Annotated in this window: 21 protein-coding genes; 13 read left to right on the forward strand and 8 right to left on the reverse strand. The window is 40.6% G+C overall.

Annotation, left to right across the window (positions count from 1 at the left end; genetic code table 11):
• Positions 1 to 64: 64 nt before the first annotated feature.
• The 5 genes from clpX (at position 65) to AC6H44_RS04425 (ending at position 7841) form a co-directional block, all read left to right on the forward strand.
• Positions 65 to 1348, forward strand: a complete 1284-nt coding sequence (gene clpX, locus AC6H44_RS04405) for an ATP-dependent protease ATP-binding subunit ClpX (RefSeq protein WP_500737734.1) — start codon at positions 65 to 67, stop codon at positions 1346 to 1348.
• Positions 1349 to 1479: 131 nt separating this feature from the next.
• Entirely contained in the window at positions 1480 to 2790 is a 1311-nt protein-coding gene (locus AC6H44_RS04410) for an IS4 family transposase (protein WP_500737735.1), read from the forward strand.
• 133 nt (positions 2791 to 2923) lie between these two features.
• On the forward strand, positions 2924 to 5284 hold the full coding sequence (lon, locus tag AC6H44_RS04415) for an endopeptidase La (RefSeq protein WP_500737736.1): 2361 nt from the start codon (positions 2924 to 2926) through the stop codon (positions 5282 to 5284).
• Positions 5285 to 5466: 182 nt separating this feature from the next.
• On the forward strand, positions 5467 to 5766 hold the full coding sequence (locus tag AC6H44_RS04420; protein WP_256872136.1) for an HU family DNA-binding protein: 300 nt from the start codon (positions 5467 to 5469) through the stop codon (positions 5764 to 5766).
• A 173-nt stretch (positions 5767 to 5939) separates the two neighbouring features.
• Positions 5940 to 7841 (forward strand): SurA N-terminal domain-containing protein, encoded by a 1902-nt coding sequence (locus tag AC6H44_RS04425; protein WP_500737737.1) that lies wholly within the window; start codon positions 5940 to 5942, stop codon positions 7839 to 7841.
• A 234-nt stretch (positions 7842 to 8075) separates the two neighbouring features.
• On the opposite strand, the gene AC6H44_RS04430 is transcribed toward AC6H44_RS04425, so the two are convergent.
• From AC6H44_RS04430 to pspF, 6 genes are read right to left on the reverse strand one after another with little or no spacing between them, the layout of a single operon-like run.
• Complete coding sequence (locus AC6H44_RS04430) at positions 8076 to 8837, reverse strand: ATP-binding cassette domain-containing protein (protein ID WP_500737738.1); 762 nt, start codon at positions 8835 to 8837, stop codon at positions 8076 to 8078.
• Positions 8837 to 9829 carry a peptide ABC transporter ATP-binding protein gene (locus AC6H44_RS04435; protein WP_500737739.1) on the reverse strand — a complete coding sequence of 331 codons (993 nt, stop codon included), beginning with the start codon at positions 9827 to 9829 and terminating at the stop codon, positions 8837 to 8839. The genes AC6H44_RS04430 and AC6H44_RS04435 overlap by 1 nt, the downstream gene beginning before the upstream one ends.
• Entirely contained in the window at positions 9830 to 10723 is an 894-nt protein-coding gene (locus AC6H44_RS04440) for an ABC transporter permease subunit (protein WP_500737740.1), read from the reverse strand.
• A complete protein-coding gene (locus tag AC6H44_RS04445) occupies positions 10710 to 11744 on the reverse strand; it encodes an ABC transporter permease (protein WP_500737741.1) in 1035 nt (344 codons plus the stop codon). The genes AC6H44_RS04440 and AC6H44_RS04445 overlap by 14 nt, the downstream gene beginning before the upstream one ends.
• Complete coding sequence (locus tag AC6H44_RS04450; RefSeq protein ID WP_500737742.1) at positions 11744 to 13348, reverse strand: ABC transporter substrate-binding protein; 1605 nt, start codon at positions 13346 to 13348, stop codon at positions 11744 to 11746. The genes AC6H44_RS04445 and AC6H44_RS04450 overlap by 1 nt, the downstream gene beginning before the upstream one ends.
• Positions 13349 to 13362: 14 nt before the next feature.
• Positions 13363 to 14424 carry a phage shock protein operon transcriptional activator gene (gene pspF / locus AC6H44_RS04455; RefSeq protein WP_500737743.1) on the reverse strand — a complete coding sequence of 354 codons (1062 nt, stop codon included), beginning with the start codon at positions 14422 to 14424 and terminating at the stop codon, positions 13363 to 13365.
• Positions 14425 to 14610: 186 nt separating this feature from the next.
• Here pspF and pspA point away from each other — a divergent pair, with 186 nt between their 5' ends.
• The 8 genes from pspA to AC6H44_RS04495 all read left to right on the forward strand — a co-directional run bounded on the left by pspA (position 14611) and on the right by AC6H44_RS04495 (position 21220).
• Positions 14611 to 15270, forward strand: a complete 660-nt coding sequence (gene pspA, locus AC6H44_RS04460; protein ID WP_500737744.1) for a phage shock protein PspA — start codon at positions 14611 to 14613, stop codon at positions 15268 to 15270.
• A 73-nt stretch (positions 15271 to 15343) separates the two neighbouring features.
• Positions 15344 to 15577, forward strand: coding sequence for an envelope stress response membrane protein PspB (gene pspB / locus AC6H44_RS04465; protein WP_500737745.1), 234 nt, complete (start codon positions 15344 to 15346; stop codon positions 15575 to 15577).
• The gene (pspC, locus tag AC6H44_RS04470; protein WP_500737746.1) at positions 15574 to 15972 is read left to right on the forward strand and encodes an envelope stress response membrane protein PspC; all 399 of its coding nucleotides are present in this window, start codon (positions 15574 to 15576) and stop codon (positions 15970 to 15972) included. Before pspB ends, pspC begins: the two co-directional genes overlap by 4 nt.
• A gap of 63 nt (positions 15973 to 16035) precedes the next feature.
• Positions 16036 to 17454 carry a YcjX family GTP-binding protein gene (locus AC6H44_RS04475; RefSeq protein WP_500737747.1) on the forward strand — a complete coding sequence of 473 codons (1419 nt, stop codon included), beginning with the start codon at positions 16036 to 16038 and terminating at the stop codon, positions 17452 to 17454.
• Complete coding sequence (locus tag AC6H44_RS04480; RefSeq protein WP_500737748.1) at positions 17451 to 18479, forward strand: TIGR01620 family protein; 1029 nt, start codon at positions 17451 to 17453, stop codon at positions 18477 to 18479. The genes AC6H44_RS04475 and AC6H44_RS04480 overlap by 4 nt, the downstream gene beginning before the upstream one ends.
• Before the next feature lie 140 nt (positions 18480 to 18619).
• Positions 18620 to 19801 (forward strand): methionine gamma-lyase, encoded by a 1182-nt coding sequence (megL, locus tag AC6H44_RS04485; RefSeq protein ID WP_500738376.1) that lies wholly within the window; start codon positions 18620 to 18622, stop codon positions 19799 to 19801.
• A gap of 238 nt (positions 19802 to 20039) precedes the next feature.
• A complete protein-coding gene (gene phhA / locus AC6H44_RS04490; protein ID WP_500737749.1) occupies positions 20040 to 20837 on the forward strand; it encodes a phenylalanine 4-monooxygenase in 798 nt (265 codons plus the stop codon).
• A 38-nt stretch (positions 20838 to 20875) separates the two neighbouring features.
• Positions 20876 to 21220: a 4a-hydroxytetrahydrobiopterin dehydratase gene (locus tag AC6H44_RS04495; RefSeq protein WP_500737750.1), complete on the forward strand. Its 345-nt coding sequence runs from the start codon at positions 20876 to 20878 to the stop codon at positions 21218 to 21220.
• 205 nt (positions 21221 to 21425) lie between these two features.
• Here the strand turns inward: AC6H44_RS04495 and AC6H44_RS04500 are convergent, their stop codons facing one another.
• Both AC6H44_RS04500 and dapD read right to left on the reverse strand, forming a co-directional pair.
• Positions 21426 to 22448, reverse strand: coding sequence for a tetratricopeptide repeat protein (locus AC6H44_RS04500; protein ID WP_500737751.1), 1023 nt, complete (start codon positions 22446 to 22448; stop codon positions 21426 to 21428).
• 271 nt (positions 22449 to 22719) lie between these two features.
• Positions 22720 to 23547 carry a 2,3,4,5-tetrahydropyridine-2,6-dicarboxylate N-succinyltransferase gene (gene dapD, locus AC6H44_RS04505; protein ID WP_500737752.1) on the reverse strand — a complete coding sequence of 276 codons (828 nt, stop codon included), beginning with the start codon at positions 23545 to 23547 and terminating at the stop codon, positions 22720 to 22722.
• Between the last annotated feature and the right edge of the window lie 5 nt (positions 23548 to 23552).

The following is a 23552-nucleotide window of genomic DNA, read 5'->3' on the forward strand; positions in this document are numbered from 1 at the left end:
TAGTTAAAGCGTATTAAAATAGCCATCAGTGTTTGGTGGCCAACGTAAAAAATGAGGTAGCTGAATGTCTGACACTCCTACAGACGGCGACAAAAGTAATAAATTGTTATACTGCTCTTTTTGTGGCAAAAGCCAGCATGAAGTTCGAAAATTAATAGCAGGGCCTTCAGTATACGTTTGTGATGAATGTGTAGAGCTGTGTAATGATATTATCAGAGAAGAGATTAAAGACATCGCGCCTAAGCATGATGCCGTTGATAAATTGCCTGTGCCAAAAGAAATTCGTAACCACTTAGATGACTACGTTATTGGTCAAGACCATGCTAAAAAAGTATTGTCTGTAGCGGTTTACAATCACTACAAGCGTTTACGCAACCAATCAACAAAACAAGATGTTGAACTAGGTAAAAGTAATATTTTATTAATTGGCCCAACGGGGAGTGGTAAAACATTATTAGCTGAAACGTTAGCACGTTTACTCGACGTGCCGTTTACTATGGCCGATGCAACGACATTAACCGAAGCAGGTTATGTGGGTGAAGATGTAGAAAACATCATTCAAAAGCTATTACAAAAATGTGATTACGATGTAGAGAAAGCCCAACGTGGCATTGTTTACATAGATGAGATTGATAAAATTTCACGTAAATCAGATAACCCATCTATTACGCGTGATGTATCGGGTGAAGGCGTACAACAAGCCTTACTTAAATTGATTGAAGGTACTGTGGCATCTGTCCCTCCACAGGGTGGGCGTAAACATCCACAACAAGAATTTTTACAAGTAGATACGTCGAAGATATTGTTTATTTGTGGTGGGGCATTTTCAGGTCTTGACAAAGTTATTGAACAGCGTAGTCATAAAAACACCGGTATTGGTTTTGGGGTTAATGTTAAAGAGTCAGCAGCGAGCCGCTCTTTAAGTGAAACATTTAAAGATGTTGAGCCAGAAGACTTGGTTAAATATGGTTTAATTCCAGAGTTTATCGGTCGTCTACCTGTTGTTGCTACATTAACTGAGCTTGATGAAGCTGCGCTGGTACAAATTTTAAGTGAGCCTAAAAACGCCATCACTAAACAGTTCTCAGTATTGTTTGGTATGGAAGATGTTGAGCTTGAGTTTCGTGATGACGCATTGCGTGCTATTGCTCACAAAGCAATGGAACGTAAAACGGGTGCGCGCGGCCTGCGTTCAATCGTAGAAGGGGTATTGCTTAATACTATGTATGAGTTGCCTTCAATTGATAACGTGAGCAAAGTGGTTGTTGATGAAACGGTTATTAAGGGTGAATCTGATCCTATCTTGATTTATGACAACAGTAATCAAGAAAAAGCAGCCGCAGATTAAAAACTGAGCAGTTGATATAAAAAAGGAGCCATTGGCTCTAATGCCGATCATTTAAGAAATAGTTAATAGCACTTGAACGATCTTCTAGGTATGTAAGAATCCGAATTCTTTTGTAGAATTCGGATTTTTTTATGCAACTTTCTAATGCTCTCGATATTATCAACAACATCAAACCTAATGAAGTTGAAACACTCGCAGATTTACTCCCTTTATCCCTTATCGAAGAGGCCTATGCGCTGACCGAAACCGTTACACTACGAAAAAGAAAACTAACCCTAGAATCGATGGCTTGGTTGTTGATCGGTATGGTTATTTATAATGACAAATCCATGGCCGATGTCGTTAATATGCTCGACATTATTGACCGAGAAGGAAAACCATTTGTTGCGCCAAGTGCTTTAACTCAGCGTCGTAAAAACCTAGGTGAAGCCGCCATGAAAGCCTTATTTGAATGCACCCAAAGACATTGGAATGATGACGCTAATCACCCTCATTGGAATGGGCTTACTTTGCTTGGTGTCGATGGTGTTGTTTGGCGTACGGATGACTCCCCCCAAAATAATGAGGCCTTTACAAAACCGGCCAATACACAATACCCACAGGTCAGAATGGTGTGTCAAATGGAGCTGAGCAGCCATTTAATAACGGGGAGCGCTTTTGATGATTACAAGGTCAATGAAATGGTGCTGGCTGAAAAGCTTATAGAAACCACACCCGATAACAGTCTCACTTTATTCGACAAAGGCTTCTATTCTTTAGGGCTTTTACATAAATGGCAAACGACTGGCAGTAAACGCCATTGGCTAATCCCCCTGAAAAAAAATGTGCAATATAACGTTATTCAAACATTAGGGCGTAATGATAAATTAGTCCAACTTAGCAGTAACCCAAGAGCAAGCAAAATGTGGCCAACGCTGCCTGATACCTTAATAGCGAGGTTAGTGACTCGAAAAATAAAGGGGAAATCATACAGTGTGATGACATCGATGACAGATCCGATGCGATATCCATCAGCCGATATAGGCGATATATACAGTCACCGCTGGGAGATAGAGCTTGGTTATCGCGAACAAAAGCAATATATGCTGGGTAATCGATTAACATTAAGAAGTCGCTTACCAGCGCTTGTAAAGCAAGAGCTGTGGGGAGTGTTGCTTACTTATAATATGGTGCGATATCAGATGGTAAAAATGTGCCACACATTAAAAGGTGATTATTTACCGTACCAACTGAGTTTCAATGGTAGTTTAGCTCAAATAATGAGGTTGCTTGTTGGATTACCTTATTCAACCCCAGGGGCCATACCACGTCAGTTAAAATACTTTTATACGATGGCAGAAAGCCTAATTCTAGAGCCTCGAAGGGAGCGAAGTTTCCCTCGCTCAGTCAAGCCAAGACCGCAGCGGTACGCTAGAAATAAAAAAGCCGCTCACCTTAAGTGAACGGCATTAGAGCCATTGGCTCCTTTTTTTATAATTAATTTAATCGAGTTGGCAAAAATTGTTGAACTTTAATTAGGTTATCCCCATATACATGAGTAATCTTTAAATAAATGAAGTGCAAAGAGAAAATATAATGACGCTTGAGAGAAACGATCGAGTCGAAATCCCCGTATTAGCACTACGCGATGTGGTGGTATATCCACACATGGTAATTCCGCTTTTTGTAGGCCGTGAAAAATCAATAAAATGCCTAGAAGCGGCAATGGATAAAGACAAACAAATTTTCTTGGTTGCACAAAAAGATGCATCCGTAGATGAACCTGAGCAAGATGATATTTATCGTATTGGTACTATTGCCACTGTACTTCAATTATTAAAGTTACCAGATGGTACAGTAAAAGTATTAGTAGAGGGCACGCAACGCGCAAATATTGAAGAGTTTGTCGATAACGGAGATTTTTTTGTTGCTAAGGCACAATTTATTGAATCTGATTCAGTGAATGATGAAGAGCAAGATATCTTCATTCGCAGTGCATTGAGCCAATTTGAGGGCTATGTAAAATTAAATAAAAAAATTCCACCTGAGGTAATGACATCTGTTTCTGGCATAGATGAGCCGGCTCGTCTTGCCGATACTATGGCCGCTCACATGCCATTAAAAGTGCCTGAAAAACAAAAAGTACTCGAAATATCAAGCGTTACAGAGCGCTTAGAGTATTTAATGGCGTTGATGGAAGGTGAAATTGACTTATTGCAAGTTGAGAAGAAAATTCGTACTCGCGTTAAAAAGCAGATGGAAAAGTCGCAGCGTGAATATTACCTTAATGAGCAAATGAAAGCGATTCAAAAAGAGCTTGGCGAAATCGATGATGTGCCTGATGAATTTGAAGCATTGAAAAAACGCATTGAAGAATCGGGTATGCCTAAAGAGGCAAGTGAAAAAGCAACTGCTGAGCTTAATAAATTAAAAATGATGTCGCCAATGTCGGCAGAGGCAAGCGTGGTTCGCTCATACATAGATACATTAATTAATGTACCGTGGAAAAAGCGCTCTAAAGTTAAAAAAGACTTAGCAGGTGCGCAAAAAATATTAGATAGCGACCACCATGGGCTTGATAAAGTAAAAGAACGCATAATTGAGTACCTCGCGGTACAACAACGTACTAATAAACTTAAAGGCCCCATTTTATGTTTGGTGGGACCACCAGGGGTCGGTAAAACCTCGCTAGGGCAATCAATTGCACGCTCAACGGGCCGTAAGTATATTCGTATGGCGTTAGGTGGGGTGCGCGACGAAGCTGAAATTCGTGGTCATCGTCGTACCTACATTGGCTCTATGCCCGGTAAGCTAATTCAAAACATGACAAAAGTGGGCGTCAAAAATCCATTATTTTTGTTAGATGAAATTGACAAAATGTCAGCGGATATGCGTGGCGATCCTGCATCAGCACTTTTGGAAGTACTTGATCCTGAACAAAACAGTCAATTTGCCGATCATTACCTTGAAGTTGATTATGATCTCTCTGATGTGATGTTTGTAGCTACCTCGAACAGCTTTAATATTCCAGGCCCTCTATTGGATCGTATGGAAGTAATTCGTTTGTCGGGTTACACCGAAGATGAAAAACTTAATATCGCTAAAGAGCATTTAATCCCAAAACAAGTCAAACGTAATGGCTTAAAAGCAAAAGAAGTTGATATTGCCGACAGTGCCATTATTGGCATTATTCGTTACTACACCCGTGAAGCGGGCGTGCGTAACTTAGAGCGTGAAGTGTCTAAACTATGTCGTAAAGCGGTTAAAAATATCTTAATTGAAAAAGATACCAAAACAATTGTTATCGATGCAGACAATCTTGAAAAGTACTTAGGTGTGCAACGCTTTGATTACGGTAAAGCAGAAGACGGCGATCGTATTGGTCAAGTTACAGGCCTTGCATGGACCGAAGTCGGTGGTGATTTATTAACAATTGAGTGTGCAGCAGTGCCCGGTAAAGGCAAGCTCACTTACACCGGCTCACTAGGTGATGTTATGCAAGAGTCGATTCAAGCAGCGATGACCGTCGTTCGTAATCGCGCCGATCAGCTACGCATCAACAGTGATTTTTATGAAAAACGCGATATTCATGTGCATGTACCTGAGGGCGCAACCCCTAAAGATGGTCCAAGTGCGGGTATTGCTATGGTCACTTGTTTAGTGTCAAGCCTTACGGGGAATCCGGTGCGTTCAGATGTGGCCATGACTGGTGAAATCACTTTACGTGGTGAAGTATTGCCAATAGGTGGCTTAAAAGAGAAATTGTTAGCGGCTCATCGTGGTGGTATTAAAACGGTCATTATTCCTAAAATTAACGAACGTGACTTAAAAGAAATACCTGACAACGTATTGGCGGGTCTTGATATTCATCCAGTGACATGGATTGATGAGGTATTAAAGCTTGCTTTAGTACACCCAGTTGATAGTTTTTCAGTCGAAACACCGAAAAAGCAGTAAAAAACCCAAAAAAAGTGCTTATAGGGGCTTTTCAAATCTAAACGGTATGATAAGTTAAGCACTGGTTTTCAAGCCTAGCCCTTACAGGGCCTAGGCTTAAGAAAAATATAATCATATGAGCTTTAAAAAATTGCTCAAAAATTTCAAAACAGTGATGTTAGTTTAAAAAACAATCGCTCTTGATAACAACAATGAAAGAGGATGATATTGTGAATAAATCTCAATTAATCGATCAAATCGCAGCTGATGCTGACATTTCTAAAGCGGCTGCAGGTCGTGCTCTAGATTCATTCATCGAATCTGTTTCTGGCGCGCTAAAAGACGGCGACTCAGTTGCGCTTGTTGGTTTTGGTACTTTTTCTGTACGTGAGCGTGCAGCTCGTGCAGGACGTAATCCACAAACTGGTGAGACGATTCAAATTGCTGCAGCAAACATCCCAGCTTTTAAAGCCGGTAAAGCGCTTAAAGACGCAGTAAACTAATCACTGTATATACAAATTAGTTGTGGCGAGTGGACAATGCGCTTAATTATTCTAATCGATGAATTAAGCTACTTCACCGCCAGTTACTTCAAGTGAAAAAGCGTATCTGGTAAGATACGCTTTTTTTACATATGACAAGGTACAAATACCTTGATCAGAAAAGAGATAAACAAATGCTTGAGAAAATCAGAGAAGGTTCGCAAGGACCTATAGCCAAAATTATTTTAGGCGTGGTGATTTTATCTTTTGCCTTAGCTGGGATCGGTAGTTACTTAGGTCAAACCACAGAACAACCCGTTGCTGAAGTAAATGGAGTTAAAATTAGCCAAACAGAATTTAGCCGTGCGTTTCAAAATGAGCGTAGCCGCTTAGAACAACAATTTGGTGAATATTTTACCCAAATAGCCGCTGATCCAACTTACATGGCTCAAATCCGCCAAGGCGTGATTGACCGTTTAGTACAACAAGAATTACAAAGCCAGTTAGCGGCTGAACTAGGTCTTCGTGTCAGTGATGAAAGTGTTCGTCAAACAATTTTAGAGCTACCTTATTTTAAAATTGGTGATAGATTTAACAACGATCGCTACTTACAGGTTATTCGTCAAATGAACTTCCAACCGGATTCGTTTCGTGAGTACTTGCGTGGTGATATGACGCGAAGCCAATTAGTATCAGCTGTTGCGGGTACAGACTTTGCCCTACAAAACGAGCTTAAATCAGCCATTGCCTTGCAACAGCAAACACGTAGCATTGATTATTTAGTGATTGATAAACAAACAATGCAGGCAGATGTGACTGTCACTGAGCAAGAGGTTGCTGATTATTATGAATTAAATGCAGGGCAATTTTTGTCGCCAGAGCTTATTTCAGTTAATTACATTGAGCTAAATGCAGACGATATAGATGTTGCATCAGTAAGCGAAGACGATGTAAAAGCGTATTACGAGCAGAGCAAAGCGCAATATGTTGAGCCTGAAAAGCGCCGTGTTTCACACATCTTAATAAACAATAGTGAAGATGATGATGCAGCAAAAGCGAAAGCAGAATCTCTCCTTGCGCAGCTTAATGATGGTGCCGATTTTGCTCAGCTAGCTGAATCTTCGTCAGATGATATCGTTAGTGCTGAAATGGGTGGCGATTTAGAGTGGATTGAGCGCGACGTTATGGAGCCTGAATTCGAAGAAGCCGCTTTTGCACTGCAAAATATAGGCGATCACTCCGATGTGGTGGCCTCTGAGTTTGGCTACCATATTATTAAGCTTACCGATCTGCAAAGTCAGCAGGTCAAGCCTTTTGATGAGGTTAAAGCTGATTTACGTGCTGAACTTGAGAAAACTGAAAAAGTCGATGCTTTTTATGAAAAGCAAACAGAAATGGGTGCATTGGCATTTGAGATTTCTGACCGCTTAGATGATGCTGCTGAAGTAGCGGGCGTAGAAGTACAATCTACACCATTATTAGCACTGAGCGCGCTTCCTGAGCCGCTAAATAATCCCGCCGTTGTCAGCGCGTTATCGTCGGTTGAATTACGCCAAGATAAAGTAAACTCAGAAGTGATTGAATTAGATAATGAGCACGTAATTGTAGTGCGTGTTAACGAGTACCAACCGGCTGCAACTAAAGCATTGAGCGAAGTAAGTGAGCAAATTAAAGCCCGTTTAGTAAATGAAAAAGCGTCAGAGCTTGCTAAAGAAAAAGCCCGTACCTTATTTGCTCAAATCAAAGATGGTAAGCGCTTAAACGATGTGGCTGTTGAACAATCTTTGAGCGTTCGTCAAGAGTCGCAACTTACACGTGAAAGCTTTGCGGTATCGCCGGCTATAGTAACTCAAGCATTTAAAATGGCACACCCAAGCGATGGTGCAATTTATGATGTGGTTAATTTAAATAATGGCGATGCGGCAATTGTTGCGCTTAACGCCGTAAATGATGCACGCGTTGGTGATGACATAGAACCACAAGTTAGACAAAATATCACCATGGCGCAAGCACAAAAGAATTACACGGTGTTTATAGAATCGCTTAAGCAACAGGCGGAACTAAATATACCTAGAGCGGCGCAAATTTCAGAGTAATGTTTAATTAAGTAAAACTAAAAAAGCGCCTGTGGCGCTTTTTTTGTGGGTAAATAAAAGGTTAAAGGTTAAAGGTAAAAGGTAAAAGGTTAAAGGCACTAAGTGCTAGGCTTGAGTTTGCCTCGCGCAAATTAACGAGGATAAAATTTAACGCTGAGGTGCGTTGACTCTTCCAAGAACCTAGCCCCTAAAATCTTTTCTTTAGCTTAAAACTGATGACTTACAGCTATAGCATCAACAATTCAATAAGCGCTGAGTGATTTTTGATTGCGGGTTTTGAAAAATGGCTTCTGTGGCACCGTATTCAACAATTTCACCCTTATTAAGCACCACTAATTGATCGCTTATGTGGCGCACTAAGCTTAAGTGATGAGTGATCAAAATATAGGTCAAACCAGTTTCAAGCTGTAGTTTAAGTAATAGGTTTACAATCTGCGCTCTTACAGATGGGTCAAGCGATGAAAGCGCTTCATCGAGCACCACAACCTTTGGATCTAAAATAAGTGCGCGAGCAAGCGCTACACGTTGTAATTGCCCTACACTAAACATATGCGGATAGTATTGTTGATGGTCAACCAGAAGACCCACTTTTAGCAAGGTACTCGCAATTTTTTCACTGCGTTTGGCTTGATCAAAGTCAGTATTAAATTTGAGACAATCGTCGAGCATTTCTGCAATCGTCATTGCTGGGTTTAATGATGTGGCTGAATCTTGAAAAATCATGCGAATATAACGACATTGAGCAGCGCGTTGGCCATTATTCTCAATGATGTTATTTTCTAATAATATCTGCCCACTATCCGCACTATAAGCACCGACCAACAATTTAGCGAGCGTGCTTTTTCCCGATCCTGTTTCTCCAATTATCGCGATAGTTTCACCTTTGCCGATGCTAAATGAGATATTTTTTAACACCGCAAATTTTTTACGGCTAAATAGCCCAGCGCGTATATTAAAGGCTTTAGATAATGCTTGAACTTTTAATAAAGGCTGCATTATTTTACGTCCTTAATTAATGGAAAGTGACACGCATAAGTATGGCCGTGATGTTTTGACAGTTTTGGTGCAACTACACACTCTTTTTGTGCTTGTGGACACCGTGGACCTAATCGACAACCAATGGGTAAATGTTGTAATGTTGGAATTGTACCTTTGAGTGCATAAAACGGTTCTTTGTGGGCTAAGCCATGTTCGTAATCAGGTAAACTTTTCAATAAGGCTTGAGTGTAAGGGTGATGAGGTTGACTAAAAATACGCTGCGTTGGTCCTGCTTCAACCATTTGCCCGCAATACAAAACATGAATACTATGTGACCAATCAGCAATTTCTTCCAGCTCATGGGAAATCATCAAAATAGACATGCTTTTAAGCTGGTTTAAACTTTTTAACAACCTGAATACTTGTGCTCGGGTGGTACTTTCTAATGCGGTTGTTGGTTCATCTGCAATCAGTAATTTAGGTGTACGGGCAATCGCCATGGCAATCATGACTTTTTGACAAACGCCTTCAGAGAGCTCATGTGGGTAGCTTGCAAGCACTGCATCGTGGTTTTTAATACCAACCTTATGAATGAGCGCTTTAACACGATCCTTGCGTTCTCTGTTGCGCTTTAAGAAAAACCCTTTAGCTGTTACTTGGGGTAATGTTTCGGCAATTTGGTTAAATATTTTTGCTGTTGGGTCAAGACAACGGCTTGGATCTTGATAAATCATTGCAATGTCTTGACTCACTGTTTTTCGGCGCTGCTCTGGTGTTAATCGCATTAAATCGACACCACGCCAATGCATTCTATCGGCGGTTATGACCCAGCGTTCATTAAGTACGCCAACAATTGCTTTTGCAATTAAGCTTTTTCCTGAGCCAGACTCCCCCACTAAGGCATGTACTTCACCTTCTTTTAAACTAAAACTTACGCGATCAACGGCACGAATAATGGTTTCGGAAGTGTGAAGCTCAATGGTTAAGTTTCGAATATCTAGTAATTGCATTTAATCGGCCTTACGCGCTTGTAAAACTTTGCGAAGCCCATCACCCACTAAGTTTGTTGAAAGAACCGCTAAAAATAGCAGCACACCTGGCAGTGCAACTGTCCATGGTGCTAAGTAAATAAGCCCTAGGTTTTCGGCTAAAATAGCTCCCCATTCTGTAGTGGGTGGCTGTGCGCCGAGTTTTAAAAAGCCTAATGCAGCAATATCTAAAATAGCAGTAGAGAGTGCCATAGTAAAAATAACCACAATATACTCATACACATTTGGAAAAATACCGCGCGATAAAATATGCCATTTAGAGGCACCGTCTAGCCGGTATGCGGTCACATAATCCTTACCAAGTTCATCAACAATAAGGTTTCTAATCGAGTGAATAAATTGGGGTAACAAGGCTAATATAATTGCCCATACAGTATTCATTAATCCTGGACCAAGTATGGCGATGATAATAATAGCCAATAACAAAGAGGGAATTGAAAGGGTAATATCGAGTAAGTGATTTAAAAAGCTTGAGCGTATCCCTTTGCTGATCCCCGCAAATGTGCCTACTAACACGCCAATAATAGTGGTAATTAATGCGGCAATCACCGATAAACCAAAGGTATACGTCGCGCCATTCATCAGTCGTGAAAGTACATCTCGGCCTAAATCATCGGTACCTAAAATAAAGCGTACATCGCCCATTTCATTCCATGAGGGAGGCAGCAATAATGCATTACTATGTTGTTGATTTACCCCGTAAGGAGCAAGAAAAGGTGCAGTTGCGGCTAATATACTAAAGGCAATAAATATCCATAAACCAACCAGTGCAGGGTGGTTATTTTTAAATTTTCGCCACAGTCTTGCTAATGGTGATTTATTTGAATCTTCTGAAAATAAATTAAACTTTGCCATGCGCTTGGTTCCGAGACAGAGGATCGAGTAGGGTATATACTAGTTCGGCCATAATGGTTGCAATAATAATGAATAGAGAAACGGCCATTAACCCTCCTTGTATTGCAGGATAGTCACGTTGATAAATACTGTCTATTAACCAGCGACCAATTCCTGGCCATGAAAAAATAACCTCAGTGATCATGGCAAGGGTTATTAAGGTACTAAATTGTAATCCTATTTGTTTAATTACCGGCAATAAGGCATTTCTTAGCGCATGGTGAATAATAAGCTGTGCGCGGTTGAGTCCTTTTGCTCGGGCGGTTTTAATAAAATTCTGATCCATGACTTTTAACATTGACTCGCGAGTAAAGCGAATCAATACAGTGGTGGGATACATAGCTAGTACAATTGTTGGTAGGGTAAGATGATGCAGTGCATCAAGCATGGCTGTGCCATTATAAGGGAAATCGGCAAGTATGATATCAATTAAGATAAACCCAGTACTGCTGGGTATTTCATAAAGTAAGCTCACCCGCCCTGACATAGGAAACCAGCCAAGCTTGAGTGAAAAAATCATAATAAGTAACAAGGCGAGCCAAAATATCGGCATAGAGTAGCCAATCATCGCCGTGGAGCTAATAAATTTATCTGGCCATTGTTTGTGATAAGCCGACGCTAAAATCCCCACAGGTACGCCGACCAATACCGAAATGGCTAATGCATAAATACTCAGCTCTAAGGTTGCTGGCATCAAATCAACAACATGGCCAAACACACTGCTACCTGAGGCGAACGACATTCCCCAGTCACCTTGTAATATTCGCCCTACAAAAGCCAGATACTGCATAAAATAATTACTGTTATAAAGATACTTTTCTTCTAATTTTGCATTCTGACTGAAATTGGTATCGGGTATTCCACTTAAATTGCTCAGTGCATCACCCGGGAACAAGTAACTGAGTGAAAAAGTAAAAATACTCAGTAATAGCACCATAAAAAATAACAGTCCGAGACGACGAAAAATATAATCTAAGATCATTACTTCTTCCTCGCGTTAGCTAATGAAATAGCGCCAAACGGGCCCAAAGTAATACCTTCCACATCAGCACTACTTGCTTGAAAGCGCATGCCATGGGCGATTGGATATAAAGGTAATTGTTTGATAATCATGCTTTGTGCAGCATCGTAATACTGTTTACGTAAATTTAAATCTGTGGTGTCTAAGGCCTTGGTTAGCAGTAAATCAAACTCAGGATTGCACCAATTCGCTGGGTTTTTACCGCTAAAGGTTGCAGTGCAACTCAATAAGGGGCTAAAAAAGTTATCCGGATCGGGAGTGTCGGCTGCCCAACCTAATAAAACACTGTCGTGTCGGTGCTCACCTATGCGTTGAATAAAGGTGTTCCATTCATACTCTACAATGTTAACTTTAACCCCAATTTTACGTAAGTCACTTTGCATCAGTTCAGCCATTTTTCGTGCATTAGGATTATAAATGCGGCTTACTGGCATTGCCCAAATGTTCATATTAAAGCCTTTTGGAAACCCGGCCTCAGTAAGTAATTTTTTTGCAAGTTGTAAATCAAAAGTCGGCATGTCTTTTTGCGGTTCAAATGCCCACGAAGTCGGTGGTAATATTGACTGCGCGCGCAGTCCATTACCGTAGTAAACCGCTTGCATTATTTTATCTATGTCAATGGCATGAACCAGAGCTTGGCGCACTTTTAAATTGTTAAAAGGCGGGCGTTCAGTATTAAAGGCCCAATAACCAATATTTAAATTGGTTTCTCTTTCAACATTAATGTCATCACGTTGCGCTAAAATACTCAATTGTGCACTGCTTGGGTGTGCGGTTACATCACACTCTTTAGTCAATATTTTAGCTATACGGGTGGTGCCATTAGGCGTAATGTCGTACACCAACTGCTCAAGAGCAACATCATGTTTCCAATAATTCGGATTTTTATAAAAACGAACTAAGTGGTCGCGTCGGTACTCTTTATACACATAAGGGCCGGTGCCAATGGGGTAGTGATCGAATAAGTTTTCTTGATTATTGGCTTTAAGCGCCATGGCATATTCTTTAGACAGTACCACGGCAAAGTCGGTAGCCATATTGGCTAAAAAGCTGCTTTCGGCATTAAATAACTCAAACCGAACTTGATGATCTGACACTCTGACAATTTTTCGAATAAGTTGATCAATACCGACGCTCTGAAAATAAGGATAATTAGCGTCGCCAACAAAATGGTAAGGGTTGTAAACATCAAATATCCGGCTGAAGGTAAAGATAACATCGTCGGCATTAAATTCGCGACTTGGAGTAAAATAAGCTGTGCTGTGAAATTTTACCCCTTTGCGTAGAGTAAAGGTAACCGATTTACCATCTTTACTAATTTTCCAATCGGTGGCAAGTTCGCTGTTGAATTCGGCGGTTACTGGGTCAATACTAATTAACCTATCGTACAGCTGATTAGCAATAATATCGATAGTTGACCCTGTGGTTGTTACTTGTGGATTGAACGACACGGGATTAGCCTCAGCGCAATAAACAAGGCCTTGATTTTTTTCTAAGATTTCTTCTTCACTATCAATGCAACCCACCAAGCTCAGTGATAGTAAAGCAAGTAATAATTTATCCACCCGCACAACCTCTATTATTCTAGTAAATTGTATTTTTTCAAATAACCACGTAGTTGATGATACGTCAAACTAAGTACTTCTGCAGTTTTCTTTTGATTAAATTGACTATGTTCGAGTGCTTTTTTTATTAATGAAATTTCAAATTCATTAGAGAGCCTTTTTAAGTCACATGGAAAGTCTGCCGCTAACTGAGGAGTGCTTATTGTTACCGGTATTTCACTGGGCTGGGTTTTAACCGGCTCATTGCTCATGGCAACTGACTTATTAGCGTGTTTCTTTCGTGCTTTAGGTCTAAAGGGACTTTCAAATGGATCTAAAATAATTTTATGGACAGCAATATGCTCATTACCATGGCGATACAGGCTACGCTCCACCACATTTTTAAGCTCACGGACATTACCTGGCCAATCATAACTGAGTAAACTTTGTTGTGCACTGCGGGTAAAACCACTAAAGAGCGCCCACTCAAGATCGCGTGCCATATTCATCGCAAATTGCTCCGCCAATAATATAATGTCATCTTGGCGTTCGCGCAGTGGCGGTAGGGTGATCACGTCAAACGCGAGCCTATCGAGTAAATCGCTTCTAAATTCACCTTGCTCGGCTAAAGAGGGTAAATCTTCGTTGGTCGCACAAACTAAACGAGTATCTACTTTAATGGTTTGCTTACCGCCCACACGTTCAAACTCACCGTATTCAATTACTCTTAATAGTTTTTCTTGCACCATCGCAGAGGTGTTTGCTAATTCATCTAAAAATAAGGTGCCACTATTAGCGCGCTCAAAACGCCCTTCATGACGCTTACTCGCGCCAGTAAATGCCCCGCTTTCATGACCAAATAATTCACTTTCAAGTAGGTTTTCGTTTAATGCCGCACAATTGAGCTTGACGTAATTTTGCTCCCAACGCTTGGATAAAAAGTGCAAACGTGCTGCAATAAGCTCTTTACCGGTGCCACGCTCACCAATAATAAGTACGGGTTTATCTAAGTTGGCGAGTTGCGAGACCTGATCAAGTACGGATAAAAAGCTGTCTGATTGGCCGAGTAAATTGTCTTGTTGGCGGTATTGACTCATATTCCCTAACTCTTAGTCATTTTTACTAACAGTTAGTGTATTTCATTATGGTAGATAACAAAAGAAATTTGTAATTTACATTTAATACATTGAAAATAAATGAAATTTTAAATTTTTAAAAGTTGGCAAGCATATTGTAATAGTGAGTACAGACCAATTAAGTTAAATATCACAGAGGTATATGTTATGGGAATTTTTTCACGTTTTGCAGACATTGTTAATTCTAATATTAATGCCATTTTAGATAAAGCAGAAGACCCTGAAAAAATGGTTCGTCTTATTATCCAAGAAATGGAAGATACATTAGTAGAGGTGCGTTCTACCTCAGCAAAAACACTGGCTGAGAAAAAAGAATTAGTACGTCGTCTAGACACACTAAAAGCCCAAGTAAGCGATTGGCAAGACAAAGCCGAATTGGCGCTGAGTAAAGATCGTGATGATTTAGCGCGCTCAGCCTTACTTGAAAAGCAAAAATCAGCCGACGCAGTCGCTGCCCTAGAAAGTGAACTTGGGCATGTAGAATCTCATATAGAGAAACTACAGCAAGAAGTGACCACGCTGCAAGAAAAGCTAGCAGATGCTAAGGCTCGTCAAAAAGCGATTATTTTACGTCAACGCTCAGCTGAGTCACGTCTTGAAGTGAAAAAAGCGCTTGATAGCTCTAAAGTAGAAGATGCACTGAATCGCTTTGAACGTTACGAAACCAAAATTGATGGGTTAGAATCTCAAATAGAGTCTTACGATTTAGGTAAACAAACGTTAGCTGACGAAATTGCAGACCTACAAAAGAATGAAAAAATTGACGACGAGTTGGCACAACTTAAAAAGAAACTCGCGAACAAATAAAATGCTAAATGTTTAAAACAGGGGCCACGTGCCCCTGATATCTACACAAAATACGGATTGTCAGGAGAGGATTATGTTTGATCCAGAAATACTAGTTGCCCCCTTTATCTTGTTTATGATTTTTGTGGCGCCACTGTGGTTAATATTACACTACCGTAGCAAAAAACAAGTAAGCCAAGGTTTAAGTGAACACGAGCATCGCCAGTTGCTAGAACTTGCTCAAAAAGCTGAAAAAATGACTGATAGAATCGAAACACTAGAAGCATTACTTGATCAAGAGTCACCCAAGTGGAGACAAACGCTATGAATACTAAACGCGAATTATTAAGAGATTCACAACGCGGTAAAATTGCCGGTGTCTGTGCGGGCTTAAGTGATTACTTTAATATGGAGTTATGGTTAGTCCGTATTATTTTTGTCAGTGCAGTACTGCTAACGGGTGGCCCATTATTTGTGGTAGCGTACATTGCAGCATGGTTTATTTTAGACAAAAAGCCTGCTGCAACCAATAAAACGCACTCACCGTTTAGTGTTGATCCGTTAGAAGTAAAATTTAAAGTATGGCAAAAGGGCGAGCCACCACGCCGTGCACTACAAGATTTAAAGGAACGTATGACGCGTGTGGATGAGCGCTTACAAAATATGGAACGTTATGTGACTTCAAGCGAATTTACGCTTAACCGTGAAATTAATAAACTTTAAAGGATTGATAAGCACCCTGTCTGCGGCATAACGAATGACGGCAACTGAGGTGCAAAACACTTTATGAGCCAATCATTTACAAAAAAGACCTTTAAAAGCGTTAAAGGCAAAGCACAACAAGCCTTGCACCGCAGTTTAGATCAGCATGTTAAGCTTGCTGTAACAGGGCTAAGTGGCAGTGGTAAAACCGCATTTATAACCGCCCTAGTAAAACATTTAACTTCTCAGGCTAGTGACAAAAACTTGCCTTTTTTTGATGTGATGCGCGAGCACCGCCATATTGCCACCAAAATTGTGCCACAAGAAGCATTAAACGTTCCAACGTTTGATTATAACCGTGCAATCAATAGTTTACTGCCAACCGACGGGGAACCAGTATGGCCTGCCTCAACAGAGCGAATAAACACTCTGCGCTTAGCAATTAAATACCAAAGTAATGCCGGACTTCGCGGGCATTTTTCACCGCAGTCAACCTTGCATTTGGATATTATTGACTACCCAGGTGAGTGGTTACTTGATTTACCTATGCTCGCGCAAAGTTTTGAGCAGTGGTGTGAGCAACAATACCCATTGCTTAGTCAAGTGCCACGCAGTCATACCTCGGCTGAATTTTTACACGCGTTAGCGCAGTTGGACTTAGATGCGCCGGTTGATGAAAATGCACTGGCTGATATAGCACAGAGTTATCAAACGCTGTTGATAGGGTTAAAAAAAGACACCAAGCTTGCGATGTTACAGCCTGGACGTATGCTAATGCCCGGTGACTTGCAAGGGGCGCCGTTATTATTGTTTTTCCCAATTAACCCCAAGAAGATGAAAGACGATGTGGTGGCGGGTTCTAACTTAGCGCATTTAATTAAGCGTTTTAATGCTTATGTTAAAAACGTAGTTAAACCTTTTTATAACCAGCACTTTCGTCATTTTGACCGTCAAATTGTATTGGTTGATGTGCTCAGTGCATTAAATGAAGGCCATGAAACTTTGCATGAGCAAAGCCGTGTTATTAATCAATTGTTGGCACATTTTAGTTATGGTGAGTCTGGCTTTTTTAAACGTTTATTTAAGCCCAACATTGATAAAATACTGTTTGCTGCTAATAAGTCTGATCATATTAGTGCAAGACATCACAAATCACTTGCGTTGTTACTCGACTCGTTAGTTAAAGAGCAAAGCAACCATTTAAAATTTGATGGAGTAAAAATAGAAACACTGGCTATGTCGTCTATTTCAGCAACGCAACCACGCCAAGTGGTTGATAAAGGTAATACCCTCGACTGCATTTATGGTAAACCATTGAATGAGCCTGATTGGCTGACTTACTTACCACCAGAGCCACCCAGTAGAATGCTCAATAAAAATGAGTGGCCAGCACATGGATTTGATTTTTTATCATTTTCGCCAATGCCAAGCCCCGATAAGCAACTTAAGCACATTCGATTAGACCATGTAATGCAATACTTGTTAGGAGATAAATTAACATGAGTGAATCAAAGCAAGCGTTTCAAACAGGGCGTCGTATAAATGCACAAGATATTGAGCAAAACGAGCCAGCTTTGACTCCCGCTAAAATTATTGAGCACGGACAACGTGATTATACCTCTGAGGTTGAGGACGATGCGCTTGAACCTGAAATTGATTTAGAGCCAGTCTACAAAAAGTCTAAATGGCAAACGTTAAAAGGTGTGTTTGCACTGAGCTTTATTATTTTAGTACTGCTCGAGTTTGCATTTTCAATTGTGTTGGCTTTTCAGCAGTCGCTTATTCTAGGAGGGGTGTACTCAACAGCGGTGCTAACTGGAGTCTTACTGATTTCGCGTTTATTGTGGCGAGAGTATCGTATGCTGCGCAGTTTAAAACGTAATCAGCTACATCGACATGAAGCAAATCGGTTGTTAAATAGTGAGCAGGTAGGCGGTGCGCTCCCTTGGCTTGAAAAGCTTAATAAGCATCAGCAATTAGATAATTTTGAAAACTTTAAAAGCCAAGTTGCTACCCATCATAGCGACAAAGAAATAATGAACTTGTATGCAAATAGCTTACTCATCACACAAGATACAAAAGCCAAAAAGCTCATTAATCGCTTTGCCACAGAGTCTGCGTTATTGGTGGCTCTAAGTCCGATTGCGCTGGTGGATATGATGGCGGTGCTATGGCGTGGCACTAAATTAATAGAGCAAATAGGGGGCATTTATGGCATTGGTTTTGGCTATGCCAGCCGTATTAAGCTTTATCGTATGCTAATTAAGCAAGTAATGTTTGTAGGCAGTGCAGAGCTTGTTTCTGATTTGGCGGCTACTGCACTTAGTGCTGAGCTTTTAGGTAAGCTTTCAGGGCGAGCAGCGCAGGGCGTCAGTGCGGGTATATTTACAGCACGCATTGGTTATAAAGCGATGGAATTAAGCCGACCTTTACCGCGCCTTGAAAACAAGCGCAGCTTGTTAAAAGGCACAGTTCAAGGCATTGCCAGTAAAATTATGAATCGTAGTAAAGCAACACAGACTAAATAGCCTACATAATTGGCAATATTTGTGTACAACTTTTTGGGTGAAGTTTTGCACAAATAGCCATCTGAGCATCCGGCATGCTTGTGCTTTATACGACAGTGCGTTTTATTGATGTTATCGACAATAATAACAACGAGCACACAATGAACAAGCATCACCAACATACCCAATGTATCCATGGCCCACAAAAAGCCAACGATCCTCATGGCGCGTTAACCTCACCTTTGTATCAAACATCAACGTTTCATTTTGAAAATGCCGCACAAGGTGCAGCGCGCTTTGCCGGCGATGAGCCCGGTTATATTTACACCCGCTTAGGTAACCCAACGACAACTGAGCTTGAGCAAAAAGTGGCGCAGTTAGAAGGCTGTGAAGCCGCTGCAGCAACCGCAACGGGTATGGGGGCGGTGTCGGCTTCGGTATTAAGCTTTTTATCACAAGGCGATCACTTAATTGCATCGAGCGCACTTTATGGTTGCACCTTTGCCTTTTTTGCGCACATGTTGCCGCGTTGGGGGATTAAAGTCACTTTTGTTGATATGACCAACGAAGATGAGCTACGTGCAGCCATTGAGCCTAATTCAAAAATGATATTTGTAGAAACACCAATTAACCCAACAATGGCGGTTATTGATTTAGCCCTGATTGGCGATGTGGCAAAACAGCACAATTTAATTAGCGTGGTCGACAATACTTTTTTAACGCCGCTGCTGCAGTCACCGAAACAATACGGTATTGATATTATTATGCACAGTGCTACCAAGTATCTAAATGGCCATGGCGATGTAGTTGCAGGTATTGTGTGTGGCTCGCTGGAGCACATTACACATATTAAAATGACGGTGCTAAAAGATATTGGCGCGACGATTAGCCCTCACGATGCATGGTTAATCAACCGAGGCTTAAAAACACTCGCTATTCGGGTTGAGCGCCATTGCCAAAGTGCGCAAACAATTGCCGAATATCTAGAATCTCACCCGCAAGTCAATAAAGTGTACTACCCAGGGCTTAAGTCTCACCCCGGTAATAAGTATATTGGTAAACAAATGAAAGCCGCAGGCGGGGTGATTGCCTTTGAAATTAAAGGAAGCTTAAGCGATGGTGAGCAATTCATTAATAGCATGAAATTATGTACCTTAGCGGTCAGTTTAGGTGATGCCGAAACCCTAATTCAACACCCAGCCTCTATGACTCACTCACCCTACACGCCAGAGGAAAGGGCGAGCGCAGGAATTAGTGATGGCTTAATTCGTTTATCAGTTGGGCTTGAAGATGTTAACGATATTATTAACGATCTCAATCAGGCATTTACTAAAATATCGTAGTGTTGTACTTAATTGTTTACGCTAATTCAGGTCTGCAGATATTGATTTTAAAGGTGTGTAATCTTAAATTTGCTTTGCTGTAATTTTTAATGTACGAAAGGTGTGTTTTGCAAAATTGTTGATCTGAGTCAAGCTATTAAACTTTTGTTCACTTTTGCATAGTATGGCTACATCGGATAGCCAAACAGTTGGCTATCACTTTAAACCGGTTTAGGGTTTTAACCCAAAGAAGGTATTTATGGCTAAAGCAAGTAATTACACCTCCAAAACACCCGATGAAAATGGCGTTATACATTGGAGTGATGAAGAAAATAAAATATGGTCTGAGCTTGTAGCACGTCAGCTTGCGTGTATTGAAGGCAAAGCCTGCGACGAGTATATGCAGGGGTTAGAGATAATTAACCTACCGCACGATCGCATTCCACAGTTAAGTGAACTTAACGAAGTGCTACTGGCAACAACAGGTTGGCAAGTAGCACCTGTACCTGCGCTTATCGACTTTGACGAGTTTTTTAGGTTACTTGCCAACAAGCAGTTTCCTGTTGCTACCTTTATTCGTAGCCGTGAAGAATTTGATTATTTACAAGAGCCAGATATTTTTCATGAAATATTCGGCCACTGTGCCATGCTAACAAATCCTGACTTTGCTGAATTTACGCACAAGTACGGGCAGCTAGGGTACGCGGCAGAGAAAAAAGACCGCGTTTATTTAGCGCGCATGTACTGGTTTACTGTTGAATTTGGTTTGATGCAAACCGAAAAAGGATTACGTATTTACGGCGGCGGTATTCTATCAAGCCCAGGGGAAACCCAATACGTGTATTCAGATACACCAGAAATTAACTCAATGAATGTACTAGATGTGCTGCGCACGCCCTATCGTATTGATATTATACAGCCTTTGTACTACACCATTAATTCGATTCACGATCTGTTTGAAATATCGCAAATGGATATAATGACTTTAGTTGAGCAAGCGAAGGCGCTTGGCTTACACGACCCTAAGTTTCCCCCAAAAGAAAAATTAGCGAGTTAGTTTTTTAATAAAAGTAACATCAGAATTAAGGATATAAAATGTCTTCATTAAGTGAACAAAAATGTGAAGCCTGTCATGCAGATGCACCAAAAGTATCAGATGCAGAATTGGCTGAATTAATTAAAAAAATCCCTGATTGGGTGCCAGAAGTACGCGACGGTATCATGCAGTTAGAGCGCGTTTATAAATTTAAAAACTTTAAACAAGCCATCGCGTTCACCAATAAAGTAGGTGATATGGCTGAAGAGGAAGGCCATCACCCCGGTTTATTAACTGAATGGGGTAAAGTAACGGTTACTTGGTGGAGCCATTCAATCAAAGGCCTGCATAAAAACGACTTTATTTGCGCTGCTAAAACAGACGATGTATTTAACGCGTTGTAATCAATAATTTTAAGTAAATAAAAAAGCACTTATTTTAAGTAAATAAAAAAGCACTTATTTTAAGTAAATAAAAAAGCACTTATTTTAAGTGCTTTTTATTGGTTTAATGGAAGTTTCTAGTTGTCAGCTATCAGTGACGAGCTGCCCGGCGTTAATTCTATCGACGTTTAACTCCAATCAACCAAGCCCCACTGATAACCAAAAGTTATACACTTTGCTCCCAATCACATTGTTTTACCCATTCAAACCACGGGCTGACAAAGCTTTTATCAATAACTGGAGGGGGCAGGGGGACAACAACATCGAGATTTTTAGCTAAGTAGCGCGCTACCAATATTCTCATTTTATCGCTTTCTAATTGCGCATAAGCCGACTGTAACTGTTGTTTCTCCTGTTGACTGATAAATTCGCCGTTGAGATTTTTATAGCTTAACTCAAGCCATAAAAGCAATGCCTGTTTTGATTCATTAGGAAATGCATGAGTTAACGTAGCTGTTGGGGTGTAGAGCCGTTGAAAATTAACTTGCTGCTGCTGAATTAAAAAAGTCATTAATAAACTGAGACCTGTAGAAACTTGACCGGCACGCTTATCAATGTTCTGATTTAGACTTAATGCAGTGCGAAAATATTCCTCTGCTTGCTTGATATTACCTTCATCTAAAGCAATGTAACCTAGATTATTTTGTATGAGAGCGCTTACATTTTTTAGTTTTAACAACACGGTGAGTTGATAATTTTTTTCATAAAGTGCTTTTGCTTTCGTCAAGTTATTTTGCTTCCTGGCTATCAACGCCATACTGTTTGTAAGTGTTAAACGTTGTCGGTCGTTTTTTGCATATTTATAAGCGCATTGCAACGACAACTGTGCGTCGGTTAAATAATCAAAATGGCGCAGCCAAATACCTAAAGCACTCATAATTGTGGTCAGTTGTTGTTTAAAATAGTCAGTTTGATGATGTTTAAAAATAGCTTCGATTGATTCATATAGCTTTTCTAATTGATTCGTTGGGACTGCTGAACGCATATAAATAAGGTGCCAGCGGATAAATAGTGGTGTAGGGACGTTATTAAGATTGTCTAAATTTTCTAAAATAATAATCGATTGCGCAGGGTTAACAACAAGGTAATCTTCAGCTTCGTTTAACTGACGCTCAAAATCGCTAAAATCATTGGCAATAACGGGTGTGCAAACCAATAAAATAAACCAAGCTGTAATAAAAAGCCGCAACAACCTAACCTCGACAAAGGAACCATAAGTTTATTCACTATAGTTGCCGTTTTCTAACAAAGCAACGCCATTAAATAGGGACAGGTTTGCTAGTAAGTATTTTAAAACCAATAAAAAAACCCTAAACCAAAGATCTAGAGCTTTTAATATACAATTTAATTTTCGCTAAAACACGCAACTTTTATGTGTTGTTGGGTTTCGTTTTACTCAACCCAACCTACGTTTAACACCAATCTGCATAGCGCTTAGTGCTAAAAGCTTATCGCTTTTTTTAATCATCAATTGAGCGAAGTAGGGCATTAATGCCTACTTTTTCGCGTGTTTGTTGATCTACTTTTTTCACAATTATGGCGGCGTATAAGCTATGAGTCCCGTCTTTTGAAGGAAGCGCACCGGGTACAACAACAGCACCAGCTGGTACACGGCCATAGTGAATTTCACCGGTTTCACGGTCGTAAATACGGGTACTTTGGCTGATGTAAACACCCATTGAAATAACGGCACCTTCTTCAACAATAACGCCTTCAACAATTTCTGAGCGTGCACCAATAAAACAGTTGTCTTCAATGATGGTAGGATTGGCTTGTAATGGCTCTAAAACGCCGCCTATGCCTACCCCGCCTGATAAATGTACATTCTTACCAATTTGTGCGCATGAGCCAACAGTTGCCCATGTATCAACCATAGTACCGTCATCAACATAAGCGCCAATATTTACGTACGATGGCATTAATACGACGTTTTTTCCTACAAAGCTGCCTTTACGTGCTACCGCATTGGGTACAACCCGCATACCCTCTTGTTGAAACTGCTGCGCCGTGTAGTCGCTAAATTTAAGTGGCACTTTATCAAAAAATTGATTTACGCCGTCATTCATTGGTTGATTTTCACGAATTCTGAATGAAAGCAGTACGGCTTTTTTAAGCCACTGATGAACCACCCATTCGCCTGAAATTTTCTCTGCAACGCGAGCCGCGCCACTGTCTAATAGTTCAAGTGCGTCTATAATCGCTTGTTTAACATCGCTTGATACTGTAGTAGGGCTAATGCTGTCGCGGTTATCCCACGCATTTTCAATCATGGTTTTTAAATCTGACATAATGT

The sequence above is a fragment of the Pseudoalteromonas sp. TAP-3C genome, assembly GCF_059888565.1.

Bases quoted from the DNA above. Each gene is read 5' to 3' on its own strand.
- pspA (WP_500737744.1), top strand. From the start codon at position 14,611: ATGGGAATTTTTTCACGTTTTGCAGACATTGTTAATTCTAATATTAAT.
- AC6H44_RS04425 (WP_500737737.1), top strand. From the start codon at position 5,940: ATGCTTGAGAAAATCAGAGAAGGTTCGCAAGGACCTATAGCCAAAATT.
- AC6H44_RS04430 (WP_500737738.1), bottom strand. From the start codon at position 8,837: ATGCAGCCTTTATTAAAAGTTCAAGCATTATCTAAAGCCTTTAATATA.
- lon (WP_500737736.1), top strand. From the start codon at position 2,924: ATGACGCTTGAGAGAAACGATCGAGTCGAAATCCCCGTATTAGCACTA.
- AC6H44_RS04475 (WP_500737747.1), top strand. From the start codon at position 16,036: ATGAGCCAATCATTTACAAAAAAGACCTTTAAAAGCGTTAAAGGCAAA.
- AC6H44_RS04480 (WP_500737748.1), top strand. From the start codon at position 17,451: ATGAGTGAATCAAAGCAAGCGTTTCAAACAGGGCGTCGTATAAATGCA.
- AC6H44_RS04440 (WP_500737740.1), bottom strand. From the start codon at position 10,723: ATGGCAAAGTTTAATTTATTTTCAGAAGATTCAAATAAATCACCATTA.
- dapD (WP_500737752.1), bottom strand. From the start codon at position 23,547: ATGTCAGATTTAAAAACCATGATTGAAAATGCGTGGGATAACCGCGAC.
- AC6H44_RS04435 (WP_500737739.1), bottom strand. From the start codon at position 9,829: ATGCAATTACTAGATATTCGAAACTTAACCATTGAGCTTCACACTTCC.
- pspC (WP_500737746.1), top strand. From the start codon at position 15,574: ATGAATACTAAACGCGAATTATTAAGAGATTCACAACGCGGTAAAATT.
- AC6H44_RS04445 (WP_500737741.1), bottom strand. From the start codon at position 11,744: ATGATCTTAGATTATATTTTTCGTCGTCTCGGACTGTTATTTTTTATG.
- pspB (WP_500737745.1), top strand. From the start codon at position 15,344: ATGTTTGATCCAGAAATACTAGTTGCCCCCTTTATCTTGTTTATGATT.
- megL (WP_500738376.1), top strand. From the start codon at position 18,620: ATGAACAAGCATCACCAACATACCCAATGTATCCATGGCCCACAAAAA.
- AC6H44_RS04495 (WP_500737750.1), top strand. From the start codon at position 20,876: ATGTCTTCATTAAGTGAACAAAAATGTGAAGCCTGTCATGCAGATGCA.
- AC6H44_RS04410 (WP_500737735.1), top strand. From the start codon at position 1,480: ATGCAACTTTCTAATGCTCTCGATATTATCAACAACATCAAACCTAAT.
- clpX (WP_500737734.1), top strand. From the start codon at position 65: ATGTCTGACACTCCTACAGACGGCGACAAAAGTAATAAATTGTTATAC.
- phhA (WP_500737749.1), top strand. From the start codon at position 20,040: ATGGCTAAAGCAAGTAATTACACCTCCAAAACACCCGATGAAAATGGC.
- pspF (WP_500737743.1), bottom strand. From the start codon at position 14,424: ATGAGTCAATACCGCCAACAAGACAATTTACTCGGCCAATCAGACAGC.